Raw genomic sequence first — 13,593 nt, forward strand, 5'->3', positions numbered from 1 at the left:
ATTTAAGTACGACAAAGTTGACGTCATGGACAAATGCCCTGACAAAAAAGCAGATGATTAGTACCGTTCGCGTAAAGAAACTCGGTTTGGACGCCCGAAACCGGTAACCTATGCAGCTGTTTTTTTGTATTTCTTCGAGGTAGCACCCGTGTTTTCCCAATTCGCCCTGCACGAACGCCTGCTCAAAGCCGTGGCCGAGCTTAAATTTGTCGAGCCTACGCCGGTGCAAGCAGCGGCCATCCCGCTCGCGCTCGAAGGGCGTGACCTGCGGGTGACTGCTCAAACCGGGAGTGGCAAGACCGCCGCTTTCGTCCTGCCGATTCTGCATCGTTTGATTGGCCCGGCCAAAGTCCGCGTTAGCATCAAGACCCTGATCCTGCTGCCGACCCGCGAGCTGGCCCAGCAGACCTTGAAGGAAGTGGAGCGCTTCTCGCAGTTCACGTTCATCAAGTCCGGGCTGATCACCGGCGGCGAAGACTTCAAGGTCCAGGCCGCCATGCTGCGCAAGGTGCCGGATATCCTGATCGGTACCCCTGGCCGCATGATCGAGCAACTCAACGCCGGCAACCTTGACCTCAAGGAAGTTGAAGTGCTGGTATTGGACGAAGCCGACCGCATGCTCGACATGGGCTTTGCCGACGACGTGCAGCGCCTGGTAGCCGAGTGCGTCAACCGCCAGCAGACCATGCTGTTCTCCGCCACCACCGGCGGTTCGACCCTGCGTGAAATGGTCGCCAAGATCCTCAACAACCCTGAGCACCTGCAGGTCAACAACGTCAGCGACCTGAACGCGACCACGCGTCAGCAGATCGTCACTGCCGACCACAATGTGCACAAAGAGCAGATTCTCAACTGGCTGCTGGCCAACGAGACTTATCAGAAAGCCATCGTGTTCACCAATACCCGCGCTGCGGCCGACCGCATCTACGGTCGCCTGGTGGCCCAGGAATACAAGGCGTTCGTGCTGCACGGTGACAAAGACCAGAAGGACCGCAAACTCGCCATCGACCGGCTCAAGGCTGGCGGCGTGAAGATTCTGGTTGCCACTGACGTTGCCGCGCGCGGCCTGGACGTGGATGGCCTGGACTTGGTGATCAACTTCGACATGCCGCGCAGCGGCGACGAATACGTGCACCGTATCGGGCGTACCGGGCGTGCCGGCAACGATGGCTTGGCCATTTCGCTGATCTGCCACGGCGACTGGAACCTGATGTCGAGCATCGAGCGCTACCTCAAGCAGTCGTTCGAGCGTCGCACCATCAAGGAAGTCAAAGGCACTTACACCGGGCCGAAGAAGGTCAAGGCGTCGGGCAAGGCGGTTGGCGTGAAGAAGAAAAAGACTGACGCCAAGGGCGACAAGAAGAAAACCGGCGCCAAGTCGCCGACCAAGCGCAAGATCGCCAACCGGCCGAAGACCGACAACCTGTCGCTCGTGAGTAAGGATGGCATGGCGCCACTTAAGCGCCGCAAGCCGGAAGCACCGGCTGCTGAGTAAGGCTTGAGTGATGGAAAAAAACCGGACATTTGTCCGGTTTTTTTATGCCTTCAGCTTTTGGCTTTGGCGGCTGCTTCCTTGAGCTCCTTGAACCGGGCGTCGATCAACTGGCACTTGTCAGGAAACTCGGCGCTTTCGGTATCCAGATCCATCTTCTGCAGCTCGTCGTTTATCTCCTTGGCCTTGGTCGGGTTCTGTTCGGTCAGTTTGGCCACTTCCTGGGCCAGTTGTTCTCGCTTGGCCGTGGCCTCGTCTGGTGTGCAAGCCCAGGTTGGCAGAGCAGTCAGCAGCGTGGCGGCGATGGCCAGGTTTTTCAGGGTTTTCATGGAGAGACCTCCTTGGCGGTTATGTGCTGTTGAGGGCGCGAACGTCTGGAAAGTTCAGAGAAATGGCCCGCCGTCTATTCGGCTGAACGGCGGCTGACGTGACGGGTCACACCTGAAGACGGGCTACTTTCCTTAAGCCTGCAGGAGGAATCAGGATGACGACTTACAACTGGGATCTGATCGAACGGCTGTTGCATGAAGTGCAGAACGGCGAGGGCAGCTTCGCGCCGCGCAAGTATGCCGAGCAGGAAGCAGCCGAGAAGGCAACGGCGGGCGACTCGACCGGCAACCTGGATGCGCTGAAAAGGACCGCTGCCGATTATGAGGCGCTGCTGCTCAAGCGTGGCTTTATTGAATCGCGCCCTGAGGAAGAGGGCGGTAATGGCGAGAATTTCATCCTGACTGCACTCGGTGCGCAGCTGCTGGCACTGATCGACAGTTCGATCCCGGGCAATGATCACCCGCGTCAGGTGTTGGATGAGCAGGCGGATGCGCTGGATCCGGCGACGTTTGCCGAAGTGGCTTCAAAAGCTCAGATTGCCTGAGCTCCCCTGTGGGAGCTTGCCCGCGGTGACAGCGTGTCAGTCGATATAATCGTTACTGACCCACCGCTATCGCGGGCAAGCCTGCTCCCACATTGTCAATGTGTGGCGGCCTTCAGGCATTTGAGTGCCTTGAAGTCGCTGCGTACCCCATCAATCTTCTGCGTCAGCTTCAAGCGTTGTTGCGCACTACTGTCAGCCATCAGGTCGACCAACAGACTGCGCGCTGCCGCTTCTGTCTGGGCATAAGCGGCGCGGTATTGCAGGGTCCACAAACTTTCCCGATCCACCAGCAACTGCTGCATTTTCTGCGGAAAGTCGGCGCTACCTCGTTGTTGCACGGCGTCGATGAATTGAGCCTGCCACTTCGCACGGTTGCCGATCCATCCCGTGTTCTGGTCTCCCAAAGCGAGCGACCAGGCCGTTACGCGACTTTGCTGACGGGTGCTGAGCGGGCCGATCCACGCATCCAGGCGCTTGCTCATACGCTCGGCGCGCTCTTTGATCTGCTGGGCGAGGGGCGGCTTGAGGTATTCATCCCGGCGCTTGCGTAGATCCTTGGCCAATGCCTCGTTCATTTCCCTGACCTGCTGATCGTCCAGGCCCTTGAGCAGTTCGATGGCTGATGGCGTGATCTCACGGGCGATCTCGTCAATAGCCTGCTTGGCCTCGACAGTTCTGGACTGTAGTGCGGCTTCGGTGACTTGATTGTTGTCGACCATCTGTTGCAGTCGATCCAGCCAATCCAGATAACCCGGCAGTTGCGTGGTGCAGTGCCAGGCCAGGTGTTCCTTGAGTCTGTCGTTGAACCAGCTCTTTTGCCCGGTGTTCATGTCCAGGTAATCGTTGAGGGTCCAGGGGATGATCACGTCCAGGTTGCGGTAGGCCAGGCCCACACGATTGCAGCCGGCGAGCATCAGGCTCACGGTCAGTAATACCACCAGTAATTTGAGCCGACGCAGCATGGGCGGGTCCTTCGCGGAATGGGGTGTCACATGTGAGCCCGCGCTGGGCGCGACAGTTCAGCCCATTAATAAAACGTCCGCGCAGCCTTCAACGTCAACAGACCATCGCATTGCGAATTGTGTCCGGAATACGCCGAGCAATCCCCGCCGCTCAGGCTGGAGTCGCTGTAGATCAGGTTCAGGTCAACGCCCATCCAGTCCCGCGAGAACTGCACCGACCAGTCACTGAAGGCGCGGATGGAGCCGCCGTCCACCGAGACTGGAGTGCCCAACTGATGAGTGGTGTATTTCATGCTGACCCCAATGCCGAAAGGCTGGGTGCCGCCGAGGTCGGCAAATAGGGTGCTGTCTTGGCGGTCCGGATCGTTGCTGAAGGAGGCGCCAAAGCGATTGCCCAGCAGGTTCAGGCCGCCGTAGAACTCCTGGCTGTCGAGGGGGCTGAGCTTGGGGTAGCTGTAATGGATCAAGCCCACTTCGTAGCCTAAGGTCTGGTCGAAGGGGTGTTTGAAACCCATGTAGGAATCGACTTCGAGGGTGCTGGCTGAGGACAAGCCCATATTTGGGGAAAACTGGCCGAAGTACAGGCCGCTGTCGTGGCTCAGGTCCAACCCGCCATGGAACGAGTCGCTGCCAGGCGACGTCGGCTTGACCAAGCCCTGCGCCATGCTGCGGCTGGGAGTGGTGCCCAATTTCAAATCGAAATCGCCAAATTCGCGCTGAAAGATTTGCGCTTCGGCGAAGGGGCTGGCCAGCAGGGCTGCGACCAGGAAAATACAGGATTTGAGCATGCTTCACACCATGAAAAGCGAGGAGCAGTGACGAAGGACATCGGGCAGATGCCCGCGCTAGACGCGTGCAAGCATACCGGCGAATGCCGGCAGGTGAGGCCCGTTCGTCGATTCATGCAAATATGTGGATGATTGGAGAGGGTATTTCGAACTCTAGTCCTAGCGCCTTGAGGGCAAGACGCTTAGGGACCAGGCGTGTTGCACAGTATTACTTTTTACCCAAGCTGATCTGCTTGGATGGGCCGAAAGTCTGGCCGCTCACGCCTTTGGCAATTTGCTGGATTTCGCCGCCGGACTTAAGGAACGCAGCGATCTGGCTGTTGATCGATTCGCTGGTTTCAACGGCTGGAGCTGGCTTTGCTTTGCTGTTGGATGCTTTTACACGCATGGCGGCCACTAACCTGTAGAAAATTAACTTGGCCAGGCATCGTACAGGAAATACTTGACAATTGCTTGGTAAATATCCCCCGGGAATAAGTGCTGCGGCCGGAAATGGTAAAGTTTCATTGTTGAAATAACCCCCCTAACTTATTGTTTTAATTCGAAACCATGGGGCGGACGACGGTTGGCGGCCTGGAAAAACCAGCCGGTTGATCGGACGAGCGGGCTGTGCGTTGGGTGGTGCTATTGCAAGGCCACGTCAGCCCGCGTTTTTTCAGGCGCCCGCGCGTGGCGGGTCCAACTCGGGTAGAATGCCGCTCACGCAATGAGGGTATTTGGACATGGCTTTAGTCGGGCGCTACAACAGCTTGCAAGTGGTAAAACACACTAACTTCGGTTTGTACCTGGATGGTGCGCAAGACGGTGAAATCCTCTTGCCTAATCGGTATATCCCTAAAGATATTCCCAGCGAAGATGAAGACTGGCTTAACGTTTTCATCTATCTGGACAGCGATGACAAACTCATCGCCACCACTGAAAAACCAAAAGTTCAAGTGGGCGAATTCGCCAGTTTGAAAGTGGTGGAAGTCAACAGTATTGGCGTGTTCCTTGACTGGGGCTTGCCCAAGGATCTGTTGCTGCCGTACTCGGAAGAAAAACGCCAGATGACCGCAGGTGAATACTGCGTGGTGCATGTTTATCTCGACAAACACACCAAGCGCATCACCGCCACTGCACGCCTGGATCGTTACCTGGACAAAACGCCGGCGAACTACCAGGTGGGCCAGGAAGTCGACCTGCTGGTGGCTGAGGCCACTGATATGGGCTTCAAGGCGATCATCAACAACAAGCATTGGGGCCTGATCCACAAGAACGAAGTTTTCAAGTTCCTGCGCCCGGGCAAGGAAGAAAAGGGCTTTATCAAAGAGATCCGCGCTGACGGCAATATCAGCCTGAGCCTGCAACCGGTCGGCCAGGAAGCAGCCTCAAGCCTGAACGCGAAGATCCTCGCCAAGTTGCGTGAAAACAACGGCACCTTGCCGGTCAGCGACAAAAGCGACCCGACAGTCATCAGTAACGTGTTCGGCGTGAGCAAGGGCAACTTCAAGAAAGCCATTGGTGCGCTGTATAAGCAGGGCCAGATCGTGATTCACGCGGATCGCATTGAACTAAGCTGATCGCACTTTGCTCTTCTGTAGGCGCCGTCCGGTGCCTACAGAGGTTTCATCAATGACCAAGAAAACGCTCTTCGCCTACCTCGGCACTCTGCTCGCGTTCCTGATCCTGGACGGCCTCTGGCTTGGCGTCCTCATGGGACCCACCTACAAATCCCTGCTGGGTCCACTGATGCTGGATCAGCCCCGCCTGTTGCCCGCGACATTCTTCTATCTCCTTTATGTACTGGGTTGCGTAGTGTTCGTGGTGTTGCCCAGCACCCGTTGGCAACGCGCCGCCCGCCTTGGAGCCTTGCTTGGCTTGGTTGCCTACGGCACCTATGACCTGAGCAACTGGGCCACGCTGCAAGGTTGGTCCGCGCAGTTGGCAATCATGGACATGGCCTGGGGCACCTTTCTGACTGCGGCGTGCTGTACGGTGGGCTACTGGTGTGCACATCGAGTGCACCGTTGATTGTGTACAGGATTGATGTGCACCGTAGCTGAGCGTCGTCCCTGCTTCTAGACCTGTGTCAATCGCTTTGGAACACCGTATCAAAGGGACTGCGCTCAATTGGCACGCATTCTGCTGACTGTCTCGTATACAAGCCATGCCGCCTCCCGTATGCACCCCGTGACGGAAGCGCAGGCCGGTATTTCGAGGAGCCCAGCGATGACCGAACAGTTGCCCAAAGGCTACAGCCCGCGCCTGTACAACCAGGACTTGGGCCCACTGCCGCAAAAGTGGACCTGGTACAACATCTTCGCCTTCTGGATGAGCGACGTGCACAGCGTTGGCGGTTATGTGTTCGCCGCCAGCCTATTCGCCCTGGGGCTGGCCAGTTGGCAGGTGTTGATCGCCTTGCTCGCCGGTATTTGCATTGTGCAGTTGATCGCCAACCTGGTGGCTAAGCCGAGCCAGCAGGCCGCTGTGCCTTATCCCGTGATTTGTCGGCTGGCGTTCGGCGTGTTTGGTGCGAATATCCCTGCTGTGATTCGTGGCTTTATCGCTGTGGCCTGGTACGGGATCCAGACGTATTTGGCATCAAGTGCGTTGATCATTGTGGTGCTGCGCTTCTTCCCACAGATGGCGGTGTATGCCGAACCGCATTTTGCAGGCCTGTCCTACCTTGGCTGGTTTGGTTTCCTGAGTCTGTGGCTGCTCCAGGCGGCCGTGTTCTGGGCTGGTATGGAGTCTATTCGCCGCTTTATCGATTGGGCGGGGCCGGTGGTGTATGCGGTGATGTTTGCCCTGGCCGGCTGGATCGTATGGAAGGCGGGTTGGTCGAATATCAGCTTCACCCTGTCAGAGAAATCCCTGTCGGGTTGGCAGGCGTTTGGCCAGGTGATCGTGGCCACCGCGCTGGTGGTGTCGTACTTCTCCGGGCCAACCCTGAATTTCGGTGACTTCAGCCGCTACTGCCGCAGCATGCAGGACGTACGACGCGGCAACTTCTGGGGGCTGCCGGTGAATTTCCTGGCGTTTTCCCTGGTCACCGTGGTGATCGTCTCGGGCACCTTGCCGGTGTTCGGCGAAATGCTGCATGACCCGATTGCCACGGTTTCGCGCATCGATAACAGCATGGCGGTGTTGCTCGGTGCCTTTGCGTTTGTCACCGCGACCATCGGCATCAATATTGTCGCCAACTTCGTTTCCCCGGCGTTTGACTTCGCCAACGTCGCGCCGAGCAAAATCAGTTGGCGTGCGGGAGGGATGATCGCCGCGGTGGCGTCGATCTTTATCACGCCGTGGAACCTATTCAATAACCCGCTGATGATCCACTACACCCTGGATATCCTTGCGGCTTTTATCGGGCCGCTGTTCGGGATTCTGCTGGTAGATTTCTACCTGATCAAAAAACAGAAGATCGACGTGGATGCACTGTTTGATGACAGCCCCAGCGGGCGCTACTACTTCGACGGTGGCGTGAACTGGACGGCGGTCAAGGCGCTGGTGCCGGCGACGCTGGTGGGTGTCGCGATCACCTTTACTCCGGCGTTGCAGGTTATGGCCAACTTCGCTTGGTTTACCGGCTGCTTCCTGGGTGGGCTGTTTTTCCTAGTGTTGGCTCGGCGTGAGCAGATTCGTGTGCCTGCTCCGCTGGTCGTTGGCTGAGCAGCACCAAGCCCGCTATTAAAAGGCCCGCGCCGGCAATCACCAGCGCGGGTTGCAACCCGCCGCTGAGGTGGCTGCTGACCGACGCCAGCAAAGGGCCGCTCAGTTGGCCGATGGCAAAGCTGGCGGTCAGCAGCCCGGTACTGCGCTGGTAGCCGTGGGGCGCGACGTCCCGCAGGCGAGCCATCACCAACTGCATGCAGGCCAGGAACGGCCCGCCACACAGCAGCACGCCCAGCGCCAAACCCCAGCCATTGCCGAACAAACAGGCGAACACGCCGCCCGCTTGCAGCCACAGCGTGGTCATCAGCCAACGGCGCGTGGTGTTCGGGTCCTTGCGGCGCAGGCTCGCCACTCCCACGCCAATTGCTGCGGCCAGGCCAAAGCACGGCCAGAACAGATCGGCCTGCCAGGCGCCTTTGAACTGCGCGCTGGCCATCTGCGACAGGAAGGTTGCCGGAATGATGTAGCCAAGGCCGAACAGCACGTAGATCCAGCACAAATGCGCGATGCTGCCGTTGCTGCCTACCTCGGTGTGGCTGGTAACCGCTGCGCCATCGGCATAAGGCCTGGGCAGGAAAGGCAGGATTGCCAACAACATCACCAGCGCCACCACGCCATACACCAGCCACAACGTTGCCGAGTTTTGCTCCAGCAGGTTGGAGCCCAGGGCCAGTAAACCGGTTAACAGTATCCCCAACCCTGGCCCGGCGAATACCAAGGCGCCCAGGCGTGGACGCCCGGCTGCAATCGCCAATGGTTGGCTGAGGCTGGTGATCATCACCAGTGCCCAGGCACTCGCGACACCGGCACCAAAACGCAGCAATAAGTGCGGCCAGAACCCATGAGCCCAATGCGACGCCAGCGTCAGTAACACACACAACCATAAGCCGCCATACAAGCGCCCGCGTACGTGGTGGTGGGTGCGCGCAAAGATCGAATCCACAGCGCCGACGAAGTAGCCCAGGTAGTTGGCGGCAGCGATCAGGCCGGCGCCGGTCAGGTCGATCTGCCCCTCACTGAGCAGGTGCGGCATTTGTGGGGTGAGGGCGAAGCGGCCAATGCCCATCGCCATCATCAGGGCGACAAAGCTGGCAAGTAAGCGAATCAAGGGAGACATGGTCAAATTTCCTGCGGGTAAGCGAATACCCTCAGGCTAAAGCCGATTGACTTTCTGTAAAATTGAATAATAGTGAGCAACTTGTTCAGTTTTGGAGAAAGGTATGGAGTTCAGTCAATTGCGCATTTTCCAGGCCGTGGCCGAAGAGGGCTCCATCACCCGCGCCGCCGAGCGTCTGCATCGGGTGCCGTCTAACCTGTCGACCCGGCTCAAGCAGATGGAGGAACAGCTCGGCGTCGAGCTGTTCGTGCGTGAACGACAACGCTTGCAGCTTTCTCCGGCAGGCAAGGTGTTGCTCGACTACAGCACCCGTCTGCTGGCGTTGCACGACGAAGCCCATGGCGCCGTGCAAGGCGGGCAACCGGCTGGGGATTTTGTGTTGGGCAGCATGTACAGCACGGCAGCGGTTCACTTGCCCAATCTGCTGGCGCGCTATCACAAGGCTTATCCGATGGTGAACCTGCAAGTGCAATCGGCGCCCAGCGGTGAGTTGCTCGAAGGCTTGATCACCGGTCGGCTGGATGCTGCATTCGTGGACGGTCCCATCACCATCGCGTCCCTGGACGGCGTCGCCCTGTGCGAGGAAAGATTGGTGCTGATATGCGAGGCCGATCACCCGCCGGTGCGCGGGCCGCAGGATGTGGCCGGGCGTTCAGTGTTCACCTTCCGCCGCAGTTGCGCTTATCGCACTCGCCTGGAAACCTGGTTTTCCCACGAGCGTGTGGCCATGGGGCGGGCAATCGAGATTGAATCCTATCAAGGCATGCTCGCCTGCGTGATTGCCGGCTCCGGGGTGGCGTTGATGTCCGAGTCCATGCTCGAGAGCCTGCCAGGCAAGGAAAATGTGTCCGTTCATCCGCTGATAGGGCCTTTTGCCACTGCGACCACCTGGCTGATGTGGCGAAAGGGTATGCTCGGCGCTAACCTCAATGCATGGATCGACGTTCAGCAAGAGGGCAGGGTAGAGGTCCTGCGAGACGCACGTGCAATTGCTTGAACGATCCGTCAGGATTTGAATCAATTCAGTAATAGTTCGTTGTGGTTTCGTTCATGCATTATGTAGGACTTAGGGCTACTATCAATGTAGGAAAAGGCGACAGAACTTGCGCCTACCAGCATTACCCTCAAGGGGGGCAACCATGAAAGAGAAAATTCAAAACTGGCTCCATGATCTGGGTGTTGCACTGGGCTTGATCGAGCCTCCGCTACAACCGGTGCCGATTCGCACAGATGATGAGCAGCGCCGCCCGCGTCGCAGGTAAATCCTGAAGCGCTCATGCGATCGATTCGTTGATCGTGCGGGCGCTGTGCAATGGGGTGTTATTCAGGGCGTGCTCGGTTCCCTGTCATTCGGGCGCAGCCGCAGTTTGTTCCCTACCGCTTTACTGGATTATCTGACGAGACCAGAGTTGTCGTCGGACCCTTCTTCTTATCCTTTCATCCGTGCCTTTTTCCGGTTCGTCCTTCTCTATTTTTGTCTTCACAAGGACGCAAGGGTAGTGGGATGTCGAGCATTGATGGCGAAGGAATGGTGATTTCCGACAGGGTTGAGCGTCGTCGGTTTCTATCGATTGAGCAGGGAGATTTGCGTAGCGTGCGTGCCTTGGTGATTCACCAGACGGATGCCCCAAATTGAACAACGCATGGATTGGTATGGGCCTCTTTAGTTCAGGAAATCATCCAGCAAACTCACACTTGAGCGTTGAGGGATAAAAAACGGGTGCGACCTCCGACGTCGCACCCGCTGACGAAACCGCTCTACATTCTGTTATGCATCACACAGCCCGAGCCACCACCGCCTCCGGCTTACGCGACAACAAACTCACCAGTACAAAACTCACCAGCCCGACCGCCAGGCTGTAGTAAATCGGCGTGTTCGCATCCAGCCCGTCCTTGAACATAAATACCAGCGCCGTCACAAACCCCAAGGTCATTGAGCTAATCGCCCCCGACGTCGTCGCGCGCTTCCAGAAGATCGCCCCCATCAACGGAATCAACATACCGCCCACCAGCAGGTTGTAGGCCAGGGTCAGTGCGCTGATCACATCGTTCACTACCAGTGCGATACCCAGCACGGCAATACCGGTCAGCATCGTGAACAAACGGTTGATCGCCAGGCTCGACTGTTTACCGCCACGCAGGCGCGGCAGCAGGTCTTCGGTGAGGACGGTGGAGGCGGCCAACAAACCGGCGCTGGCCGTGGACATCATCGCCGCGAGAGCCGCGGCAATCACCAGGCCGCGAATCCCGTCGGGCAGCGACACTTTCACGATCGCGGCAAAGGCGTTGTTGACGTTATCCAGGTCCGGAATCAGCACCTGCGCCGCCATGCCGATCAGTGCACAGGCCAGGCCGTAGAGGATGCAGTAGAAGCCGGCGAAGGTACCTGCGTATTGGGCGACTTTTTCGTCACGGGCGGTGAACACCCGTTGCCAAATGTCCTGGCCGATCAGGATGCCGAAGAAGTAGATCATGAAGTAGGTGATGATCGTGTCCCAGCCGATGGCGGTGAAGCTGAAGCTCGACGCCGGCAGCTTGGCCACCAGCTCGTCCCAGCCGCCAACGCGATACAGGCAGATTGGAAGCAGGATAAACATCAGGCCAACGGTCTTAATCACGAACTGCACAATATCGGTCAGCGTCAGCGACCACATGCCACCGATGGTCGAATACACCACCACCACGCCACCACCGAGCAGCACCGAAATCCAGAACGGCAGGCCGAACAGCACTTGCAACACCGTAGCGATGGCCAGGATCGAGGTCACGCCGATCATCAGCGCATACGCCAGCATGATCACCGCACTGGCCTGACGCGCCATGGGGTTGTAGCGCTTTTCCAGGACCTGGGTGACGGTGAAGATCTTCAGCTTGAGCAGCGGCTTGGCGAGGAACAGGTTCAGCGCAACGATGCCCATACCCAGCGCGGCACACAGCCAGAAGCCGGAGATGCCATGCACATAACCCAGGCGCACGGTGCCGACTGTCGATGCGCCGCCCAGTACCGTGGCCGCCATGGTGCCCATGTACAGTGACGGGCCCAGGTTGCGCCCGGCCACCAGGTAGTCTTCATGGGTCTTGGCGCGACGCATGCCGTAATAGCCGAGCACGAGCATGCCTGCGGCGTAGATGAGTACGACGAATAAATCCAAAGCCATGGCGGCGAGTCTCCAATTATCTTTTTTTTGAGGATCAGGCGGCGGGTTGCAGTGCCGGTTTAACGCCCGCATCCATGCGCTTAGTGCGGGGATCGGTTGGGCCGTAGACAGCCGCGGGTTCCGGAAACACACGCAGCAAGGTCAGGTACACCACCGACGCCAGCCCCAGCGTGACCGGCAGGCTGATATCAATGCCATCGGCCAGGTTGCCCAGCGGCCCGACAAACTGCCCCGGCAGGTTGACAAAGCACAGGCCCACCAGCGCACTCGGAATCCACGCCCCCAGCCCGCGCCAGTTCCACCCATGGCTGAACCAGTAGCGTCCGCCGGTTTCACCACGGGTGAACACCTGCAGGTCATCCGGGCAGTAGAAGCCGCGACGCACAATCAGCCCGATGATCATCATCACCATCCACGGGGTGGTGCAGGTGATGATCAGCACGGCGAAGGTCGACACGCTCTGCACCAGGTTGGCGGCGAAGCGTCCGATAAAGATGAAGGCAATCGACATCACCCCAATCAGCAGCGTGGCCTTGACCCGCGACAACAGGCGCGGGAACACGCTGGACATGTCCAACCCGGTGCCATACAGCGATGTGGTGCCGGTGGACATGCCGCCGATCACCGCGATCAAACACACCGGCAGGAAGAACCAGGTGGGCGCCACCGCCAGCAAACCGCCGACATAGTTATTCGCCGCGATGTAGTCCGGCGCCTTGATCGCCACGATGGTCGCGGTGGCCAGGCCGAACAGGAACGGGATCAAGGTGGCAATCTGCGCCAGGACCACCGCTAGCATGATGCGCATTTTCGACGTCTCACGCGGGATGTAGCGCGACCAGTCACCGAGGAATGCGCCGAAGGAAATAGGGTTGCTCATGGCTACCAGCGCGGCGCCGATAAAGGCCGCCCAGAAACCGGTCTGCCCCATCGCTAAGGTGCCGGCAAAATGGCGGTCGAAAGCCGGGGCAAAGGCGAAGATCCCCAGCAGAAACAGCAGGCTCGCCGCCCACACCGCAATGCGGTTGACCCACAACATGAAGCGAAAGCCGTAGATGCACACCGTCAGTACGAGAATGGCGAACACCCCGTAGGCCATGCCCAGGCTCAGGTCGGTTTCCGGCAGGCCGATCAGACGTTTCGCACCCCCCACCAGCGCATCGCCCGAACTCCACACCGACAGTGAGAAGAAGGCGATCGCGGTCAACAGCGAGAGAAACGAGCCGACAATCCGCCCGTGCACGCCGAAGTGCGCACCGGAAGACACCGCATTGTTGGTGCCATTGATCGGCCCGAACAGGCCCATGGGCGCCAGGATCAGCGCACCCACCAGTACGCCCAGCACAATCGCCCAGACGCCGGCCTGGAATGACAAGCCAAACAGCACGGGAAAGGAACCCAGCACAGCGGTGGCAAAGGTATTGGCTCCGCCGAAGATCAGCCGGAACAGATCCTTGGGTGTGGCGGTGCGTTCGTGGTCTGGGATCTGCTCGACCCCGTTGGTTTCTATCTTGCGAATACGTTTATCGTTGTTTTTATTATTCATGA

At 58.6% G+C, this 13,593-nt stretch carries 14 protein-coding genes; 7 read left to right on the forward strand and 7 right to left on the reverse strand.

The annotated features are described in order from the left end of the window. Positions 1 to 148 precede the first annotated feature (148 nt). A complete protein-coding gene (locus AACY30_RS03525) occupies positions 149 to 1,495 on the forward strand; it encodes a DEAD/DEAH box helicase (RefSeq protein WP_065873815.1) in 1,347 nt (448 codons plus the stop codon). A 50-nt stretch (positions 1,496 to 1,545) separates the two neighbouring features. On the opposite strand, the gene AACY30_RS03530 is transcribed toward AACY30_RS03525, so the two are convergent. Beyond that, positions 1,546 to 1,821, reverse strand: coding sequence for a hypothetical protein (locus AACY30_RS03530; protein WP_339416725.1), 276 nt, complete (start codon positions 1,819 to 1,821; stop codon positions 1,546 to 1,548). Positions 1,822 to 1,976: 155 nt separating this feature from the next. Here AACY30_RS03530 and AACY30_RS03535 point away from each other — a divergent pair, with 155 nt between their 5' ends. After that, a complete protein-coding gene (locus AACY30_RS03535) occupies positions 1,977 to 2,366 on the forward strand; it encodes a transcriptional regulator (RefSeq protein ID WP_339468011.1) in 390 nt (129 codons plus the stop codon). Between the two features lie 95 nt (positions 2,367 to 2,461). Here the strand turns inward: AACY30_RS03535 and AACY30_RS03540 are convergent, their stop codons facing one another. The 3 genes from AACY30_RS03540 to AACY30_RS03550 all read right to left on the reverse strand — a co-directional run bounded on the left by AACY30_RS03540 (position 2,462) and on the right by AACY30_RS03550 (position 4,504). Further along, a complete protein-coding gene (locus tag AACY30_RS03540; RefSeq protein ID WP_339468013.1) occupies positions 2,462 to 3,328 on the reverse strand; it encodes a DUF6279 family lipoprotein in 867 nt (288 codons plus the stop codon). Positions 3,329 to 3,393: 65 nt separating this feature from the next. After that, on the reverse strand, positions 3,394 to 4,116 hold the full coding sequence (locus AACY30_RS03545) for a TorF family putative porin (protein WP_339416719.1): 723 nt from the start codon (positions 4,114 to 4,116) through the stop codon (positions 3,394 to 3,396). Between the two features lie 208 nt (positions 4,117 to 4,324). Beyond that, a complete protein-coding gene (locus AACY30_RS03550; protein ID WP_003193095.1) occupies positions 4,325 to 4,504 on the reverse strand; it encodes a hypothetical protein in 180 nt (59 codons plus the stop codon). Between the two features lie 334 nt (positions 4,505 to 4,838). Between AACY30_RS03550 and AACY30_RS03555 the strand changes: the two genes are divergently transcribed. The 3 genes from AACY30_RS03555 (at position 4,839) to AACY30_RS03565 (ending at position 7,767) form a co-directional block, all read left to right on the forward strand. Then, entirely contained in the window at positions 4,839 to 5,675 is an 837-nt protein-coding gene (locus AACY30_RS03555) for a CvfB family protein (protein ID WP_339416717.1), read from the forward strand. Between the two features lie 52 nt (positions 5,676 to 5,727). Beyond that, on the forward strand, positions 5,728 to 6,126 hold the full coding sequence (locus tag AACY30_RS03560) for a DUF2177 family protein (RefSeq protein ID WP_339468015.1): 399 nt from the start codon (positions 5,728 to 5,730) through the stop codon (positions 6,124 to 6,126). Between the two features lie 198 nt (positions 6,127 to 6,324). Further along, positions 6,325 to 7,767 (forward strand): NCS1 family nucleobase:cation symporter-1, encoded by a 1,443-nt coding sequence (locus AACY30_RS03565; protein WP_339468017.1) that lies wholly within the window; start codon positions 6,325 to 6,327, stop codon positions 7,765 to 7,767. On the opposite strand, the gene AACY30_RS03570 is transcribed toward AACY30_RS03565, so the two are convergent. After that, positions 7,679 to 8,887, reverse strand: coding sequence for an MFS transporter (locus AACY30_RS03570; RefSeq protein ID WP_339468019.1), 1,209 nt, complete (start codon positions 8,885 to 8,887; stop codon positions 7,679 to 7,681). The genes AACY30_RS03565 and AACY30_RS03570 overlap by 89 nt on opposite strands. 103 nt (positions 8,888 to 8,990) lie before the next feature. Here AACY30_RS03570 and ptrR point away from each other — a divergent pair, with 103 nt between their 5' ends. After that, positions 8,991 to 9,884 (forward strand): putrescine utilization regulator PtrR, encoded by an 894-nt coding sequence (ptrR, locus tag AACY30_RS03575; protein ID WP_339539756.1) that lies wholly within the window; start codon positions 8,991 to 8,993, stop codon positions 9,882 to 9,884. A gap of 142 nt (positions 9,885 to 10,026) precedes the next feature. After that, entirely contained in the window at positions 10,027 to 10,149 is a 123-nt protein-coding gene (locus AACY30_RS03580; RefSeq protein ID WP_003193089.1) for a PA1414 family protein, read from the forward strand. A 513-nt stretch (positions 10,150 to 10,662) separates the two neighbouring features. On the opposite strand, the gene AACY30_RS03585 is transcribed toward AACY30_RS03580, so the two are convergent. Further along, entirely contained in the window at positions 10,663 to 12,045 is a 1,383-nt protein-coding gene (locus AACY30_RS03585; RefSeq protein ID WP_339416707.1) for a sodium:solute symporter, read from the reverse strand. Between the two features lie 34 nt (positions 12,046 to 12,079). Then, positions 12,080 to 13,591, reverse strand: coding sequence for a purine-cytosine permease family protein (locus AACY30_RS03590; protein ID WP_339539758.1), 1,512 nt, complete (start codon positions 13,589 to 13,591; stop codon positions 12,080 to 12,082). Positions 13,592 to 13,593 lie beyond the last annotated feature (2 nt).

This window comes from Pseudomonas sp. RA_5y_Pfl1_P24 (assembly GCF_963970945.1).
GTDB classification, from domain to species: domain Bacteria; phylum Pseudomonadota; class Gammaproteobacteria; order Pseudomonadales; family Pseudomonadaceae; genus Aquipseudomonas; species Aquipseudomonas tritici.

What these genes read in the sequence shown, in the direction of transcription:
- AACY30_RS03580 (WP_003193089.1), top strand. Translation starts at nt 10,027, where the DNA reads ATGAAAGAGAAAATTCAAAACTGGCTCCATGATCTGGGTGTTGCACTG.
- AACY30_RS03540 (WP_339468013.1), bottom strand. Translation starts at nt 3,328, where the DNA reads ATGCTGCGTCGGCTCAAATTACTGGTGGTATTACTGACCGTGAGCCTG.
- ptrR (WP_339539756.1), top strand. Translation starts at nt 8,991, where the DNA reads ATGGAGTTCAGTCAATTGCGCATTTTCCAGGCCGTGGCCGAAGAGGGC.
- AACY30_RS03585 (WP_339416707.1), bottom strand. Translation starts at nt 12,045, where the DNA reads ATGGCTTTGGATTTATTCGTCGTACTCATCTACGCCGCAGGCATGCTC.
- AACY30_RS03530 (WP_339416725.1), bottom strand. Translation starts at nt 1,821, where the DNA reads ATGAAAACCCTGAAAAACCTGGCCATCGCCGCCACGCTGCTGACTGCT.
- AACY30_RS03550 (WP_003193095.1), bottom strand. Translation starts at nt 4,504, where the DNA reads ATGCGTGTAAAAGCATCCAACAGCAAAGCAAAGCCAGCTCCAGCCGTT.
- AACY30_RS03555 (WP_339416717.1), top strand. Translation starts at nt 4,839, where the DNA reads ATGGCTTTAGTCGGGCGCTACAACAGCTTGCAAGTGGTAAAACACACT.
- AACY30_RS03570 (WP_339468019.1), bottom strand. Translation starts at nt 8,887, where the DNA reads ATGTCTCCCTTGATTCGCTTACTTGCCAGCTTTGTCGCCCTGATGATG.
- AACY30_RS03560 (WP_339468015.1), top strand. Translation starts at nt 5,728, where the DNA reads ATGACCAAGAAAACGCTCTTCGCCTACCTCGGCACTCTGCTCGCGTTC.
- AACY30_RS03535 (WP_339468011.1), top strand. Translation starts at nt 1,977, where the DNA reads ATGACGACTTACAACTGGGATCTGATCGAACGGCTGTTGCATGAAGTG.
- AACY30_RS03590 (WP_339539758.1), bottom strand. Translation starts at nt 13,591, where the DNA reads ATGAATAATAAAAACAACGATAAACGTATTCGCAAGATAGAAACCAAC.
- AACY30_RS03545 (WP_339416719.1), bottom strand. Translation starts at nt 4,116, where the DNA reads ATGCTCAAATCCTGTATTTTCCTGGTCGCAGCCCTGCTGGCCAGCCCC.
- AACY30_RS03565 (WP_339468017.1), top strand. Translation starts at nt 6,325, where the DNA reads ATGACCGAACAGTTGCCCAAAGGCTACAGCCCGCGCCTGTACAACCAG.